The 15,250-nt window shown below is 57.7% G+C and carries 17 protein-coding genes; 11 read left to right on the top strand and 6 right to left on the bottom strand.

The annotated features are described in order from the left end of the window. Positions 1–68 precede the first annotated feature (68 nt). Together ACM6IR_RS12490 and ACM6IR_RS12485 are read left to right on the top strand one after the other, a co-directional pair. The gene (locus tag ACM6IR_RS12490) at positions 69–701 is read left to right on the top strand and encodes a glutathione S-transferase family protein (protein ID WP_414907971.1); all 633 of its coding nucleotides are present in this window, start codon (positions 69–71) and stop codon (positions 699–701) included. Continuing rightward, positions 698–1,648 carry a Nudix family hydrolase gene (locus ACM6IR_RS12485; protein ID WP_414907970.1) on the top strand — a complete coding sequence of 317 codons (951 nt, stop codon included), beginning with the start codon at positions 698–700 and terminating at the stop codon, positions 1,646–1,648. The genes ACM6IR_RS12490 and ACM6IR_RS12485 overlap by 4 nt, the downstream gene beginning before the upstream one ends. Positions 1,649–1,751: 103 nt before the next feature. Here ACM6IR_RS12485 and ACM6IR_RS12480 read toward each other — a convergent pair whose 3' ends face one another. Genes ACM6IR_RS12480 through ACM6IR_RS12470 form a run of 3 tightly spaced genes read right to left on the bottom strand, consistent with a single transcriptional unit; the run spans position 1,752 to position 5,335 of the window. Then, the gene (locus tag ACM6IR_RS12480; RefSeq protein ID WP_414907969.1) at positions 1,752–2,333 is read right to left on the bottom strand and encodes a cob(I)yrinic acid a,c-diamide adenosyltransferase; all 582 of its coding nucleotides are present in this window, start codon (positions 2,331–2,333) and stop codon (positions 1,752–1,754) included. A gap of 2 nt (positions 2,334–2,335) precedes the next feature. Beyond that, entirely contained in the window at positions 2,336–4,372 is a 2,037-nt protein-coding gene (locus ACM6IR_RS12475; protein ID WP_414907968.1) for a sensor histidine kinase, read from the bottom strand. Positions 4,373–4,417: 45 nt separating this feature from the next. Beyond that, positions 4,418–5,335: a putative 2-dehydropantoate 2-reductase gene (locus ACM6IR_RS12470; protein ID WP_414907967.1), complete on the bottom strand. Its 918-nt coding sequence runs from the start codon at positions 5,333–5,335 to the stop codon at positions 4,418–4,420. A gap of 141 nt (positions 5,336–5,476) precedes the next feature. On the opposite strand from ACM6IR_RS12470, the gene ACM6IR_RS12465 reads away from it, so the two are divergent. Together ACM6IR_RS12465 and ACM6IR_RS12460 are read left to right on the top strand one after the other, a co-directional pair. Beyond that, positions 5,477–5,962 carry a YajQ family cyclic di-GMP-binding protein gene (locus tag ACM6IR_RS12465; protein ID WP_060539637.1) on the top strand — a complete coding sequence of 162 codons (486 nt, stop codon included), beginning with the start codon at positions 5,477–5,479 and terminating at the stop codon, positions 5,960–5,962. Positions 5,963–6,210: 248 nt separating this feature from the next. Beyond that, the gene (locus ACM6IR_RS12460; protein ID WP_414907966.1) at positions 6,211–7,053 is read left to right on the top strand and encodes a mechanosensitive ion channel family protein; all 843 of its coding nucleotides are present in this window, start codon (positions 6,211–6,213) and stop codon (positions 7,051–7,053) included. 65 nt (positions 7,054–7,118) lie between these two features. Here the strand turns inward: ACM6IR_RS12460 and ACM6IR_RS12455 are convergent, their stop codons facing one another. Next, complete coding sequence (locus ACM6IR_RS12455) at positions 7,119–8,450, bottom strand: OprD family porin (RefSeq protein WP_414907965.1); 1,332 nt, start codon at positions 8,448–8,450, stop codon at positions 7,119–7,121. Between the two features lie 183 nt (positions 8,451–8,633). After that, on the bottom strand, positions 8,634–8,960 hold the full coding sequence (locus tag ACM6IR_RS12450) for a hypothetical protein (protein ID WP_414907964.1): 327 nt from the start codon (positions 8,958–8,960) through the stop codon (positions 8,634–8,636). A 405-nt stretch (positions 8,961–9,365) separates the two neighbouring features. Here ACM6IR_RS12450 and ACM6IR_RS12445 point away from each other — a divergent pair, with 405 nt between their 5' ends. Further along, entirely contained in the window at positions 9,366–9,791 is a 426-nt protein-coding gene (locus tag ACM6IR_RS12445) for an HIT domain-containing protein (protein WP_414907973.1), read from the top strand. A 3-nt stretch (positions 9,792–9,794) separates the two neighbouring features. Then, positions 9,795–10,001 carry a SlyX family protein gene (locus ACM6IR_RS12440; protein ID WP_414907963.1) on the top strand — a complete coding sequence of 69 codons (207 nt, stop codon included), beginning with the start codon at positions 9,795–9,797 and terminating at the stop codon, positions 9,999–10,001. Positions 10,002–10,062: 61 nt separating this feature from the next. Here the strand turns inward: ACM6IR_RS12440 and ACM6IR_RS12435 are convergent, their stop codons facing one another. Then, positions 10,063–10,665 (bottom strand): cold shock domain-containing protein membrane protein, encoded by a 603-nt coding sequence (locus tag ACM6IR_RS12435; RefSeq protein WP_414907962.1) that lies wholly within the window; start codon positions 10,663–10,665, stop codon positions 10,063–10,065. Between the two features lie 435 nt (positions 10,666–11,100). Between ACM6IR_RS12435 and ACM6IR_RS12430 the strand changes: the two genes are divergently transcribed. The 5 genes from ACM6IR_RS12430 to ruvC all read left to right on the top strand — a co-directional run bounded on the left by ACM6IR_RS12430 (position 11,101) and on the right by ruvC (position 15,211). Beyond that, entirely contained in the window at positions 11,101–11,439 is a 339-nt protein-coding gene (locus ACM6IR_RS12430) for a ribbon-helix-helix domain-containing protein (RefSeq protein WP_414907961.1), read from the top strand. Positions 11,440–11,575: 136 nt separating this feature from the next. Then, positions 11,576–11,797 (top strand): FmdB family zinc ribbon protein, encoded by a 222-nt coding sequence (locus ACM6IR_RS12425; protein WP_010457489.1) that lies wholly within the window; start codon positions 11,576–11,578, stop codon positions 11,795–11,797. 119 nt (positions 11,798–11,916) lie between these two features. Next, positions 11,917–13,692, top strand: coding sequence for an aspartate--tRNA ligase (aspS, locus tag ACM6IR_RS12420; RefSeq protein WP_414907960.1), 1,776 nt, complete (start codon positions 11,917–11,919; stop codon positions 13,690–13,692). Between the two features lie 119 nt (positions 13,693–13,811). Continuing rightward, a complete protein-coding gene (locus ACM6IR_RS12415) occupies positions 13,812–14,558 on the top strand; it encodes a YebC/PmpR family DNA-binding transcriptional regulator (RefSeq protein ID WP_056741401.1) in 747 nt (248 codons plus the stop codon). Positions 14,559–14,686: 128 nt separating this feature from the next. Further along, the gene (gene ruvC / locus ACM6IR_RS12410) at positions 14,687–15,211 is read left to right on the top strand and encodes a crossover junction endodeoxyribonuclease RuvC (RefSeq protein WP_414907959.1); all 525 of its coding nucleotides are present in this window, start codon (positions 14,687–14,689) and stop codon (positions 15,209–15,211) included. Positions 15,212–15,250: the final 39 nt, after the last annotated feature.

Here is a 15,250-nt window from a genome sequence, read left to right as displayed (position 1 = left end):
CTGCTCGCGAAGGCGGCCTTCCAGTCACCACCAGACTGGCTTGTTTCCCTCATTCAAAGGTCCCGAACATGAGCCTCCACCTGATCATCGGCGACAAACTGCTTTCTTCCTGGTCCTTGCGCGGCGCACTGGCCCTCGATCTGGTCGGCGCTCCTTACACCGAAGAATTGATCAAGCTCAACCAGCCGGACACCCGTGAGCGTCTGCTCAAGCATTCGCCAACCGGCAAAGTCCCGCTGTTGAAAACCCAGCACGGCACCATCGCCGACTCCCTGGCGATTGCCGAATACCTGGCCGAACAATTCCCCGATGCTGGCCTCTGGCCCAAAGACATTGCCGCCCGTGCCCAGGCGCGTTCGGCATGCGCGCAGATGCACGCCGGATTTTTCGCCCTGCGCGGCAGTATGCCATTCGACCTGAGCCACGACGCACCGCTCTCGCCGACGCCGGCTGACGTGCAGGCAGACATTGAGCGCATGCTGGCGTTGTGGGCTGAGTGCCGCGCCGCCGCGACCGAACCCGGTCCATTCCTGTTTGGCGGCGCGACCCTGGCCGATGCGTTTTTCGCACCGATTGCCGTGCGCTTGCGTACCTATCAGGTGAAATTACCGGCGGCGGACGAGGCTTACGTCAATACGATCTATCAGTGGCCAGCCTTCAAGGCCTGGCAGAAAGCGGGGCTGGAGGAGGTCGGACAGTGAAACGAGTACACGTAGCCGCCGCCGTCATTCGTGATGTCAGTGGCAAGATTCTTATCGCTCGCCGTGCCGATACCCAGCACCAGGGCGGTCTGTGGGAGTTTCCCGGTGGCAAGGTCGAAGCCGATGAGTCCGTCGAAACCGCGCTGGCTCGCGAACTCCATGAAGAGCTGGGGATTGTGGTCAACGCGGCACGCCCGCTGATCAAGGTCCGGCACGATTATCCGGACAAGCAAGTATTGCTCGATGTTTGGGAAGTCTCGGACTTTTCCGGGGAGCCTCACGGTGCCGAAGGCCAGCCATTGGAGTGGGTGGCTCCGCGTGATCTGTTGAATTATGAGTTTCCGGCGGCCAATCAGCCAATCGTTGCTGCCGCGCGCCTCTCTTCGCAGTACCTGATCACCCCGGAGGACCCGGAAACTCCGGCCCTGCTGCGCGGCATTCAGAAAGCCATCGCGGGCGGGATCAAGCTGATCCAGCTTCGCGCGCCCAACGGCTATGACCCGAAATACCGCGATCTGGCGGTGGATGCGGCCGGGCTGTGTGCCGGCAAGGCGCAATTGATGATCAAGGGCCCGTTCGAATGGCTGGGCGATTTCCCGTCTGCCGGTTGGCACATCACGGCGGCACAATTGCGCAAGTACGCGGCAGCGGGTCGACCGCTACCGGCATCGCGCTGGTTGGCGGCGTCCTGCCACAACGCTGAAGAACTGACGCTGGCCGAGCAGATGGGCGTGGACTTCGTGACGTTGTCGCCGGTGCAGCCGACCCAGACTCATCCGGATGCTCAGCCGTTGGGTTGGGAGCAGGCTTCGACCTTGATCGAGGGGTTCAGTAAACCGGTGTTCTTGCTCGGTGGCGTTGGCCCGGCGGATCTGCAGCAAGCGTGGGGAGCAGGCGCCCAGGGTGTGGCAGGGATTCGGGCGTTTTGGCCTGATTCTTTGGTGTAGCAATTGGCCTCATCGCGAGCAGGCTCGCTCCCACATTGGATTTGCATACACCGCAACCCCTGTGGGAGCGAGCCTGCTCGCGAAGGCGACTTCGGACGCGCAGCTACTCTTGGGGTTTCGCAGCCGGCTGCCACAAAATCTCGGCAATCCCCTGGCGCTTGGCAATCAGCCGCGCCGCCACAAACAACAAATCCGACAACCGGTTGATGTAGGCCAGGCCAACCCCGGCCAGCGGTTCAATCGCATTCAAATGCTGGCACCGTCGCTCCGCACTGCGCGCCAGGCTCCTGCACACGTGGGCTTGGGCAATCAGCGCGGAACCGCCCGGCAGGATAAAATTCTCCAGTGGGCCCAGTTCTTCATTCCACACATCAATCGCCGCTTCCAGACGTTCGATTTCTGCCGCGTTCAGCGCTTGATACACCGGCATTGCCAATTCGCCACCCAGATCGAATAACCGATGCTGGCAGGGCGCCAACACCTCGATCACTTCGTTCAGTCCCGCAAACCTCGCACTTTCCGCTTCCAGCCCCGCCAGCAGTACGCCGACCTGACTGTTCAGCGTATCGACTTCGCCGATGGCTTCGACACGTGGATGGTCCTTGGGCACGCGGCGACCGTCGCCCAGCCCGGTTTCCCCTTTGTCGCCGGTGCGGGTGTAAATCTTCGACAAGCGAAAGCCCATGGTTACCTCGATAGCTGATTGAGTTCTTGGGAGGCGAGCGGGGTGCTCGCCAAAGGCAGGCGCAAGGTGAAACACGTCCCTTGGCCCAGGGTCGATTGCACTTCCATCTGACCCTTGTGGTTATTGGTGATGATGAAATACGAGACCGACAGGCCCAGCCCGGTGCCCTGGCCGATTTCCTTGGTGGTGAAGAACGGCTCGAAAGTACGTTTGCGTACGCTCTCGCTCATGCCCACGCCATTGTCCTCGACCTGGATTTCCGCCCACGGCGGGTTCAGCTTGGTGCGCAGGATGATCCGCCCCGGTTCGCGGTCGTCCTCGCGCTGATGAATGGCTTGCGCGGCATTTTTCAGCAGATTGAGCAACACCTGCTCCAGTTCGTTGGCGGTGCCTGGAACCGGGCCCAACGCCGGATCGAACTGGCGAATGATCGCCTGCCCCTTGAAATCGAAACCGATGGCCAGGTCGAAGTCGTTGCTGGCGATTTCCACGGCCTGATCGATTAGCGCCGGCAAGTCGCAGGGGGCCATTTGCCGGGTGCTGCGACGGCTGAAGCTGAGCATGTGGGTCACAATTTTTGCCGCCCGGGCGCCAGCCTGTTGAATGCCATCCAGTAACTGCGGCACTTCCCGCGCTTGCAGGTACTGGTTGACCGTCGCCAGTTCGATGCCGGATTGCTCGGCCTGTTCGAGGTTCTTCGGCAAGTCGGGGGAAAGGCGTCGGCGAATGTTCTGCACGTTGTGCAGGATTGCGCCCAGCGGGTTGTTGATCTCGTGGGCCATCCCGGCGGCGAGACCACCGACCGAGAGCATTTTTTCCGACTGCACCATCATTTCTTCCAGTGACAGACGCTGGGTGATGTCGTCGATCCGGATCACCACGCCACGCCCAGCACCCCCCATTAACGGGTAGAAGGTCAGGGCGTAGTGCTTGGGTTCTTCGTCCTTGAACCACGTCACGCGCTCGATCTTGGCCACGGTGTGCTGCTCGACGGTTTGCTTGAGCTGCGGCAGAAATGGCTTGAGCGGTTCGAAGGCGAGGAAAATCGGCTGGTTCAAGGCTTCGTCGAGGCGCGTTCCGGAGAGGGCGCTGGCCTCCTGATTCCATTGCGTCACGTAGAGTTGTTCGTCGAGGGCGATCAACGCCGAGGGCATGGAGTCGATGATGCTGTTGAGGTAATTCTGGAAACCGGTGAGTTTCTTCTCGATCTTGCTGCGCACCTGGACTTCGAGTTCCAGTTTGCGGTTAGTGTGGCGGGTTTCTTCGGCCAACCCCTGGGCCTGATCGTAAGCGGCCTGAGAATCATCCCGGGCCCGTTTGAGTTGCTGTTCGCGCGCCTCGATGCGCGAGAGCATGGTGTTGAACGCCTCGGCAAGGCTGCCGATTTCGTCGTGGTTGCCGCGGGAGGCACGCAGGGCGTAGTTCTCTTCCCGGGTCACTTGCCGGGACAATTCTTCGAGCTGATGAATCGGCCGGGTGATCAGGCGTTTTATTTGCCGGGCGATAACCAGCCACAACAGCACGCTGAAGATCAAAATCCCCAGGCTCGCGGTCAGCGTGCCGGTGTAGAACGCCATCGGCAGTTCGCTGCTGGCAACCAGTAGCAGGTGGCCGGGCGCAGTGCCGGGGCGGGGCAGGGTGATGACTTGGTTGCTGCGGAACTCAGTGGCTTGCCAGGATTCGATATGCCGGTAGCGCTCCGGTAGGTTCAGCTTGTTGCCATGCTGCAATTGCGCCAGACGTTCGCCCTTGCCGTCATAAAGGGCCGCCGCACGAAGCGGGGAATAGCTGTTGAGCTCATTGAGCAAGCGTTCGGCACTTTGCGGTGACTGCAATGCCTCTGACACCAGGCTCGGGTTGGAGATCAGGCGGCCGATGGTCTGCAAGGCCTGAGGCGCCATGCTTTCCTGGGAGATGTAATACGCGGCGCTGATAAAAGTCAGGTTGGCGACCAGCAGAACGGTGGTCAACAGCACCAGCAGGGCGGCCAGCAGTTTTTGGCCGACCGGAAGGTTTTCAAGGCGCTGGCGCAGTGGCATCAGGTTCATCGCTGAATAGGAACAAGTGGCCAGCGTAGCCGCTGCTCAGTCGCTGGGCAATCCAAGGCTGCGCAGATGGGTGATCAACCTTGACTCAAGCTGGTTGAGGTGTGGCAAGTTCAGCTGGTGTCGGGCGGCGACTCTGCAGGCATGGCCCAGCAGGTAGCTGATTTCGGTTCGGCGCCGATGGCTGACGTCCTGGTACATCGAGGAATAGTTGGCGGCTGTCGCATGGATCACCCGTTCGACTTCCTGTTGAAGGTCCTCGGCGGCTGCGGGCTGACCGCAACGTTCGAGTAATTCCGTCAGTTCAACGCAGAGGGTGGCCACTTCGCAATGGTGCTGCTGCAAGCCGCCGTTGCGACAATCGTGCAGCACCGTCAGCGGATTGATCGCGCAGTTGAGCGCCAGTTTTCGCCATAGCCTGGTCAGGATCTCGGTGCTCCACTCGTGGGGAATACCGGCGGCGCTCACGTCATCCAGCCAGATGGGCGCCACGGGGTGACCGGCATCCCCCAGCCAGGTGTAACCGTGGCCGGCGAATACCACACGCCAGTCACCCTCGCGGAACGCGCCTTCGGTGCTCGACGCATAAATGCAGCGTGCCTGCGGCACCTGGGCCGCCACGGCGTCCTGACTGCCGAGACCGTTTTGTAACAGAATCAGCTCCGCGCCAGGAGCCAGGCGCGGTGCCAGTCGGGCCACGGCTTTTTCGGCATCGTAAGCTTTGCAGGCCACCAGCAGACGGTTGATCGGCTCGTTGCTGTCGGGTGTCTCACCGGGGATATCGTAGGTGGTGGCTTTCCCGTGCTCTATCAGCGTCAGTCCACCCACCGCTTCATAGGCCTGCAAGCGCGCCGCGTCCCGCACGATCAGCCTGACCGGTACGCCGGCTCGTGCCAGTCGTGTAGCCCATAAAGTACCGAGGCTGCCGGCGCCCAGAACATGCCAGGTAGTGGACATCAGCTTTTTGCTCTGTTTGACGCGTGCATGGGAGGCTCGCAGTGAATGATGGGAAAGACCCGTTATAATCAGCGCGGATTTTAACCGCAAGCCAGGCGTGCTCCATCGTGATTGAGCGCGCCCTTTTATTGGAGAGATTACATGCCGTCGTTCGACGTGGTATCCGAACTGGACAAACACGAAGTCACCAACGCGGTCGAGAACGCCGTCAAGGAACTCGATCGTCGTTATGACCTGAAAGGTAAAGGCAGCTTTGAGTTCAAGGAAAAGGACCTGACCGTCAACCTGACCGCTGAAGCCGATTTTCAGCTCGAAGCAATGATTGAGATCCTCAAGCTGGCCCTGGTCAAGCGCAAAATCGACGTGCAGTGCCTTGAGGTCAAGGACGCTTTTGCCTCGGGCAAGCTGATGAAACAGGAAGCGGTCCTCAAGGAAGGCATCGACAAAGAGATGGCGAAGAAAATCGTCGCTCATGTCAAAGACGCCAAACTCAAGGTTCAGGCGGCCATTCAGGGCGAGCAGGTGCGCATTACCGGCAAGAAGCGTGACGACTTGCAGGAAGCCATTGCGGCGCTGCGGGCCAAGGAGTTCGGGATGCCGTTGCAGTTCAACAACTTCCGCGACTGACTTTCGAAGCGGGAACCTCTCGGCGCTTTCGGCGTCCGAGGCCCAAGCAACGGCAGAAACGATTATCCTCGGAAAAGGCAGTCCTTTCTGCCTAATGCCGATCAGTTAAGCCGTAATGCGATCTGTAGCAGCTGGCGAAGCCCGCGCCGAACGCAGGCTTCGCCAGCTGCTACAGGTATTAGTCTTTTCTGCCGCTTATTTTTTTTTTTTTTTTGCGTGCCGGGTAGCCGGAAATCAGGAGAACGTAGATGGACTTGAATGCTGAAGTAGATAATCTGGTCAAGGCGTCACAAGCCTGGATCCCGATGATCATGGAGTACGGCAGTCGCGTGCTTCTGGCGGTCATCACCCTGGCCGTCGGCTGGTGGCTGATCAACAAGGTGGCGCAAAAGCTTGGCGGCCTGTTGGCCCTGCGTAACGCCGACCTGGCGCTGCAAGGGTTCATCAGCAGCCTGGCGAACATCATTCTCAAGGTGCTGTTGATTGTCAGCGTCGCGTCGATGATCGGTGTTGAAACCACGTCGTTCGTGGCGGCGATCGGTGCGGCGGGTCTGGCCATCGGTCTGGCCTTGCAGGGTAGCCTCGCAAACTTCGCCGGCGGCGTGCTGATTCTGTTGTTCCGTCCGTTCCGTATTGGTGACTGGATCGAAGCCCAAGGTGTTGCCGGTACTGTCGACAGCATCCAGATTTTCCATACCGTACTGCGTACTGGCGATAACAAAACCATCATTGTGCCTAACGGCAATCTGTCGAACGGCATTATCACCAACACCAACCGTCAACCGACCCGCAAAGTCGTGTTTGATGTGGGCGTTGATTACGAAGCGGACTTGCAGAAGGCCCGTGAAGTGTTGTTGGAACTGGCCAAAGATCCACGCGTATTGGCAGATCCGGCACCTCAAGCGGTGGTTTCTAATCTGGGTGACAGTTCGATCACTCTTTCGCTTCGAGTTTGGGTAAAGACGGCAGATTATTGGGACGTGATGTTCATGTTCAACGAACAATCCCGTGATCGTTTGAAAACAGCCGGTGTTGATGTCCCGTTCCCACAGCGGGTTATTCGCGTGGTTCAGGAATCTGCGGTGCAGTAAGCAACAAAAAAGGCCCATCCGAAGATGGGCCTTTTTTTTGTTGCTTTCGAACTAACTTTCGGTAATTACAGAACCGACAGCGGGTAGTCGATGATCAGACGGAACTCGTCAATGCTACCTTCGAACGCGTCGTCATGGTTAGCACGATGCCATGCTTGACGAATACGGAAGGACAGATCCTTGGCCGGGCCGGTTTGAACAACGTACTTGGCTTCGACGTTGGTTTCGTGGTGTTTGCCATCTGCACCGTAGAAACCGGTGTAGGCGCTGCCCGCCGGTGTGTTGGTGCCGTCGATGTCCCAACCTTTCACGTAACGGGTCATGAAGCTCAGACCAGGTACGCCGTATTCGGCCATTTTCAGGTCATAACGGGCTTGTACCGATTTCTCGCCAGGGCCGTTGAAGTCAGAGTACTGGATGGAGTTGGCGAGGAAGATCGAGTCGCCACCGCGGTTGTTTTTACCCACGCCGACATAGTCGAACGGAGTATCGCCATTCACTTTCTGGAAGCCCAGGGTGATGGTGTGTGCTTTCAGGAACGAGAAAGCAGCGGCCAGGGAGAAGGCGTTGTTGTTGATTACGCCCGCTTTAGCTTCACCAGTGTCCTTGGTGTTGTAGTAGTTACCGTCGAAGTTCAGCGACTGATCGCCACCCAGTGGGAGGGTGTAGTTCGCGTTGGCGTAGTACTGGTTCCAGATGTCTTCGAGCTTGGCACCGTAGAGCGAGAAGCTCAGATTGTCGGTGACGCCGTACTTGCCACCGGCGTAGTCGATGGAGTTGGCCTGCACGCCAGCGTAGTTAGCCCACAGGCTACCGTCACGGGCGTTGCTGTCCTGGCTGGTCGCCGAAGTGAAGTGGCCGCCTTCGAGGTCAAGGTCTTTGACTTCGCTGCTCTGCAGTTGGACGCCAGTGGCAGTTTGGTGAAGGATGCGGGAGCCGCCAACAGCGAACACCGGAGCAGTGCTTGGCTGCATGTCGCCGATTTTCAGCTCGGTCTTGGAGATGCGGAACTTGGCGGCAGCGCCGGCTTTGCCCTGGCTGTTGTTGACTTCGCCATCATTGCCGACGGTCATGTTACCGGTACCGGCATATTTGTCGGAACCGTCCAGCTTAATGGCCAGTTGACCCCAAGCTTCAACGCCAACACCGATCAGACCTTGGGTGTAGCCCGAGCTGTACATGCCCTGGATGCCCTGGGTCCAGTCTTTGTCGTCGGTTGCGCCGTCTTTCTTGTTACGGTTGTAGTAGTAGTTGCGAACCAGTAAGTCGAGCTTGCTGTCTTCAACAAAACCTTTGGCTTCTGCCTGGTCGCTTACGAAAGGTGCGGCTACTGCCAACTGAGTACTGGCTGCTGCTGCAACTGCCAGTGCGATCATGCTCCACTTCATCACGCGCATCGTGATTTGCTCCTTTGGTTTTATAAGAGTTCTGCCGTCCCACCTGATTTATTATCTGGGCGGCTCTTTCTTTTTGTGTCGGCGCAAACTTATATCACGCCGACCATGTTGGCGATACTTGCGTATCTAACCTTTCAGCTTCTTTACGACCCCGTCGCAAACTGCTTGGTAGATGTCGCAAATTTACAGCCCCGACGCAAGCGGATTGGCAACTTTAACGTTGTTTTCCAGGGCCTGAACATCGGTAAAAAGAGTCCCTGGTGAAACGTTTGAATCTCCATCGGGCAACCCTGCCACTATTTTTATTTCCCTTGAGGCTTCCACTTCCAGCGGATGCCTCAAAGGCAATGTGAGTGTGGATGCAACAAGCGTGCACAAAACAGCTGTTGGCTGTTTTTTTTTCTGAACACCTGCCTGACGCTGTAAAAACCCCGTAAAACCGGGGGGACAAGCGCCCGCCACTTGGGCTTGACGCCATGATTTACATAGTGTTGCACCATCCTGGATCACTGGGTGACCCTCAAAAACGTTACCGGTTCACCCCACAAGTGAGTAAATGGCGGATACCCGACGGAGTCAGCGTAGACGCATTGTACGATTTTGGTGCAAAAAATTTTTATCGCTGTACTGAAATCATACAGTTAGGGCTCATTGTTGAGTGTGGACGCATCATCACTTTCCGGTCATTTCGGCGTTTTCTTTGTGATCGCTGGTTCTGTAATGGTGCGTTCCAGCGGAAAATGTCTCATGTCGGGGCGTGCATCCGGCAGATCCAGGGGGATCGGGCGGACCCTGTTAATGGTTCGTCGTGAAGCAGGCGACGTTCGCAGGTATGCTGCCGTCCAGTCGCTTGGTGCGCCGTCTCTCGGGATGGGCGCTAAGCTGAAAAATGATGACCCGGCGGGAGTGCGCACAGTGTTCGCTTTAGATCCACGGCTTCAACAAGACACGTTACCGATCGGGGATTTCCCGCTCTGCCGCTTGCTCTTGTCCAATGATTCGAACTACCCCTGGTTCATCCTGGTGCCACGTCGCGACGATATCAGTGAGATATTTCAGTTGGGTGTCGCAGATCAACAGTTGCTGTGGCAGGAAACGACCGCACTGGCGCAAATGCTCAAAGACTCGTTCGACGCTGACAAGTTGAATGTGGCGACCTTGGGTAATGTTGTCAGTCAATTGCATATGCATGTGATTGTGCGCAAACGCGAGGACGCCGCCTGGCCAGCCCCGGTTTGGGGCAAGCACCCGGCTAAGCCTTACAGCGCAGGGCAGATCGCGTCGATTCGCGAACGGCTGCGCCTGGTATTGACCGATAATTTTACGTTTCTGGAGGGTTGAATCATGAGCCTGGAAGAACGCGTTACCGATCTGGAGAGCCAGTTGGCGTTTCAGGATGACACTATCCAGGCGTTGAGTGATGTGCTGGCGGTGCAGCAGCGTGCTGTTGAGCGTCTGCAACTGCAAATGGCAGCGTTGCTCAAGCGACAGGAAGAAATGGCCGGCCAGTTCGAGACGTTTGAAGAAGACGCGCCACCGCCGCATTACTGAACATGCAGGCAATAAAAAACCGCGAACAGCCTGGCTGCTCGCGGTTTTTTTCAGCCTTGAATCAGCGTCGCGGCAGTGCGGCGATCACGTCTTCGGCTTGCAGGCCTTTGTCACGATTCATCACGGAGAATTCCACACGCTGGCCTTCGACCAGGACGCGGTGGCCTTCGCCGCGAATCGCCCGGAAATGCACGAAAATATCATCGCCGGAATCACGGGAAATAAAGCCGAAGCCTTTGGAGGTATTGAACCACTTGACGGTGCCGGTATCGCGGTTGCTCATGTCATAGCTTGGCGAAGCGGCGGCGGGTGAAGATTTGTAGAAGCTGATGGCCAGGTGCAGAAAAACGGCAATCAGGGCAGCCACCAGGCTGAACAGAACGGCAGGTTGACCGGCGATGACAGGCATCGGTGCGATCAGCGTCAGGGTTTGCAGGACGACAGCCAGCACGAGCAGAGCACTGACCAGGTTTTGCAGTTGATGACGCGGACCTTTGTTCCAGTACGGGATGACCGGAGCGAGGGTGAGATTGAGCAGGCCGAAAAAGGCCAGGTACAGCGCGTCGGGTTGTTGCAGGTAAGGAGCAGCTTCGGATCGCAGGCTAGGGATGAAGGACAGCAGCAAGGCTGCTGCGCCCATTAGCAGGTGGACGATTTTCAACATTTTGATTAACTCACGTTAAGACAGATCACAAGGAAGAGCTGATGAGGCACGGTTCGCTTCAGAACAAATAAGAGGCGTTGGGCACGTACCCGGTATCAGCCTATGCGCAGCGCCTGGAAAAAATAGGCGCTAGCGACACACTGCCTATTTAACAGTAAAGCTTGCGGCTACTCAAATCAGGGAGTCCGGCGGTATGCCGAGGGTGATTTGGCGGCGTCTTTCCTACACGTGGAGAGGCCTGTCATTGAGTGATCTTGCATCAGATTGCGTAGGGAATATTGCGGAGTAGGACGCTCTCCGCGATCTCCCAACAGTTGTTGGCTTATCCTACGTTGATGGTCATAAAGTCATCTGGATATACCGTTGCGCCTGCGCTTTTATAAGACATGGCTTTGTTCTTATAGAAGGCAAGGATGGCAAAGGAGTGTCAAGGATATGGATTACGAAGACAGGCGAAGCGAGGAGAGGGCCAGTCCGGTCAAAGATATAAGGATTGATCCATTTGTTAGCGAATTCGATATGGGACTGGCCCAACCTTTGTCCCGATCAGTACGATTGAACGGCTTTGCCACCTGTTTGCGGCTCGAGCAGGTCTACTGGGATATTTTGGGCCAAATGGCCAAAGTCAATTGTTGCTCCGTCAGTGCGCTGTTGTCCCACGTGGACCGGGAAGTGCATTTGCGCCACGGCGGTGTGAAGAACTTCAGCGGGCTGGTGCGAGTGGTCTGTGTAGTGCACAGCTTGAAGGAAGGGAGTTGTGTCGTCACAGGCTAGTGATGGCGATGGAATGGGCTGAGTGTCGGTCTGTGCAGTCTTACGGCTGCACAGGCTGCATTTAATGGATATAATCCCGCCCTTTGCCGCAAAACCCAGCGTGTGCGGTAGCAATCTGATCGCCGAGACAACCCCCATGCCGATGTACGACTATCAATGTGCTTCCTGTGGTCATCAGTTGGAAGCCATTCAAAAGATCAGCGCAGCACCGCTGGTCGACTGCCCTGCTTGCCAGGCGCCAGAGCTTAAAAAGATGCTGTCCATGCCAGGTTTCCGCCTCAGCGGCACCGGCTGGTACGAAACCGATTTCAAGACCGGTTCCAAGAAGAACCTGGCCGGCGGCGACAAAGCTGACTAGGGTCTGGGGCCTGTTGAACGACAACGCGTGCTCTTGCATCATCCCGCGCCTTTCTCAAGGGCGGGGCTGCTGCAGGAACTCCAACCGAATTTCGAATTACGAGAAGTGAAACCACTACCATGATGCGCAGCCATTATTGCGGCCAACTGAACGAAAGCCTGGAAGGCCAGGAAATTACCCTTTGTGGATGGGTTCACCGTCGCCGTGACCACGGTGGGGTGATTTTCCTCGATATCCGTGATCGTGACGGTCTGGCCCAGGTGGTGTTCGACCCGGACCGCGCTGAAACCTTCGCTGCCGCCGACCGCGTGCGCAGCGAATACGTAGTCAAGGTCACCGGCAAGGTACGCCTGCGTCCGGCCGGTGCCACCAACGCCAACATGGCGTCGGGCATGATCGAAGTGCTGGGTTACGAACTGGAAGTGTTGAACGAAGCGGAAACCCCGCCGTTCCCGCTGAACGAGTTCTCCGACGTCGGCGAAGAAACCCGCCTGCGCTATCGCTTCCTCGACCTGCGTCGCCCGGAAATGCTCGAGAAGCTGCGTCTGCGTTCGCGCATGACCACCAGCATCCGTCGCTACCTGGACGAGAACGGCTTCCTTGACGTCGAGACGCCGATTTTGACCCGTGCTACCCCGGAAGGCGCACGCGACTACCTGGTGCCGAGCCGTACCCACGCAGGTTCCTTCTTCGCCTTGCCGCAATCGCCACAGCTGTTCAAGCAACTGCTGATGGTCGCCGGCTTCGACCGTTACTACCAGATCGCCAAATGCTTCCGCGACGAAGACCTGCGTGCCGACCGTCAGCCTGAATTCACTCAGATCGACATCGAAACCAGCTTCCTCGATGAAAAAGACATCATTGGTATCACCGAAGGCATGATCCGCAACCTGTTCAAGGAAGTGCTGGATCTGGAGTTCGGTGAATTCCCGCACATGACCTATGAAGAGGCCATGCGCCGTTACGGTTCCGACAAACCGGACCTGCGTAACCCGCTGGAACTGGTTGATGTTGCCGACCAACTGAAAGAAGTCGACTTCAAGGTGTTCAGCGGCCCGGCCAACGACCCGAAATGCCGCATTGCTGCCTTGCGCGTTCCTGGCGCGGCGAGCATGCCGCGCAAGCAAATCGACGACTACACCAAGTTCGTCGGCATCTACGGTGCCAAGGGCCTGGCATACATCAAGGTCAACGAGCGCGCCAAAGGCGTCGAAGGCCTGCAGTCGCCTATCGTCAAGAACATTCCTGAAGCCAACCTCAATGTGATCCTGGATCGCGTTGGTGCGGTTGATGGCGACATCGTGTTCTTCGGTGCCGACAAAGCCAAGATCGTCAGCGAAGCCCTGGGTGCACTGCGGATCAAGGTCGGCAATGACCTGGAGCTGCTGACCTGCAAGTGGGCGCCAATGTGGGTGGTCGACTTCCCGATGTTCGAAGAGAACGACGACGGCAGCTTCACCGCCTTGCACCACCCGTTTACCGCGCCGAAATGCACGCCGGAAGAACTGGAAGCCAACCCGGCGACCGCTCTGTCCCGTGCCTACGACATGGTCTTGAACGGCACCGAGCTGGGTGGCGGTTCGATCCGTATCCACCGCAAAGAAATGCAGCAGACGGTGTTCCGCCTGTTGGGTATCAATGAAGCGGAACAGGAAGAGAAATTCGGCTTCCTGCTCGACGCCCTGAAATATGGCGCGCCGCCGCACGGTGGCCTGGCCTTCGGCCTGGACCGTCTGGTAATGCTGATGACCGGCGCCCAGTCGATCCGTGAAGTGATCGCTTTCCCGAAAACCCAGAGCGCGGCTGACGTCATGACTCAGGCTCCGGGGGCTGTAGATGCCAAGGCATTGCGCGAATTGCACATTCGTCTGCGCGAAACGCCAAAGGCTGAGTAAGGCTGACCCTGAAGGCGCATCCTTATGGGGTGCGCCTTTTCTTTAGGTCGAGATTTTTTTTTGCTGGCCGTCGTATCGTGCGAGGCGGGCAATGTTTCAAAGATAATTCGGAGCGAGTTATGGCAGGTCATTCCAAGTGGGCGAACATCAAGCACCGCAAAGAACGTCAGGATGCCAAGAAAGGCAAGATTTTCACCAAGTGGATTCGTGAACTGACCGTTGCTGCCCGTCAGGGTGGCGGTGACCCGGGCTCCAACCCGCGTTTGCGTCTGGCGCTGGACAAGGCCCTTGGTGCGAACATGAGCCGCGATATCATCGATCGTGCGGTCGCCCGTGGTGCCGGCGCTGCCGACACCGACGATATGGTCGAACTGAGTTACGAAGGTTACGGCCCTGGCGGTGTGGCGGTGATGGTCGAGTGCATGACCGACAACCGTAACCGCACTGCAGCCGCTGTTCGCCACGCGTTCAGTAAATGTGGCGGCAACCTGGGTACTGACGGTTCTGTGGCCTATCTGTTCGAACGCAAGGGGCAGATTTCCTTTGCGCCGGGCGTCGATGAAGACGCGCTGATGGAAGCGGCCATGGAAGCGGACGCTGATGATGTGGTCACCCACGAAGACGGTTCCATCGACGTGTTCACCTCGTTTGCCGGTTTCTATTCCGTGCGTAACGCCCTCGAAGCCGCTGGATTCAAAGGTGATGACGCGGAAATCGTAATGTTGCCGACCACCAGCGCCGAACTGGATCTGGAGGGCGCGGAGAAGGTGCTCAAGCTGATCGACATGCTCGAAGACCTGGATGACGTGCAGAACGTCTACTCCAACGCGGACATTCCAGAGTCGGTGGCCGCACAGCTCGGTTGACGTGCCCTTTGTAGGAGCGAGCTTGCTCGTGAAGAACTTGAGAGCGGCGCGTTAATTCAGGATGTCCGAGTTATCGTTAACGTCCATCGCGAGCAAGCTCGCTCCTACACCTATAGCCCGCAGGCGTTATGACTTTAATTCTTGGTATCGATCCCGGTTCGCGCATTACCGGTTATGGCGTGGTACGCGATACCGGGCGTGGTTGCGTTTACGTGGCGTCGGGCTGTATTCGCACCGGGTCCGGCGAGTTGTACGAGCGTCTGCAAATCGTCTATCGCGGTGTGCGGGAAGTCATTCAGACGTATGGCCCGGTGACCATGGGCATCGAAAAAGTCTTTATGGCGCGCAACGCCGACTCCGCGCTCAAGCTCGGTCAGGCCCGTGGCGCAGCAATCGTCGCTGGCGCCGAGGAAAGCCTGGAAATTGCTGAATACACCGCGACCCAGGTCAAACAAGCGGTGACGGGCACCGGCTCGGCCAATAAAGAGCAGGTGCAGATGATGGTCATGCACATGTTGAAATTGATCAGCAAGCCGCAAATCGATGCTTCGGACGCCCTGGCCATCGCTATTTGTCATGCTCACACGCGCTCCAGTCTGTTGCCGCATGGCTTGGGCGCGGCACGCAGTCGTGGCGGGCGCCTGCGTCTCTGATAGCATCAGCAATCATTTTTTATGGAATGAGGGCTTTGC

The sequence above is a fragment of the Pseudomonas sp. IT-P253 genome (assembly GCF_949768125.1).
In the GTDB taxonomy this organism is placed as follows: domain Bacteria; phylum Pseudomonadota; class Gammaproteobacteria; order Pseudomonadales; family Pseudomonadaceae; genus Aquipseudomonas.
This window is presented reverse-complemented; position numbering and strand designations above follow the sequence as displayed.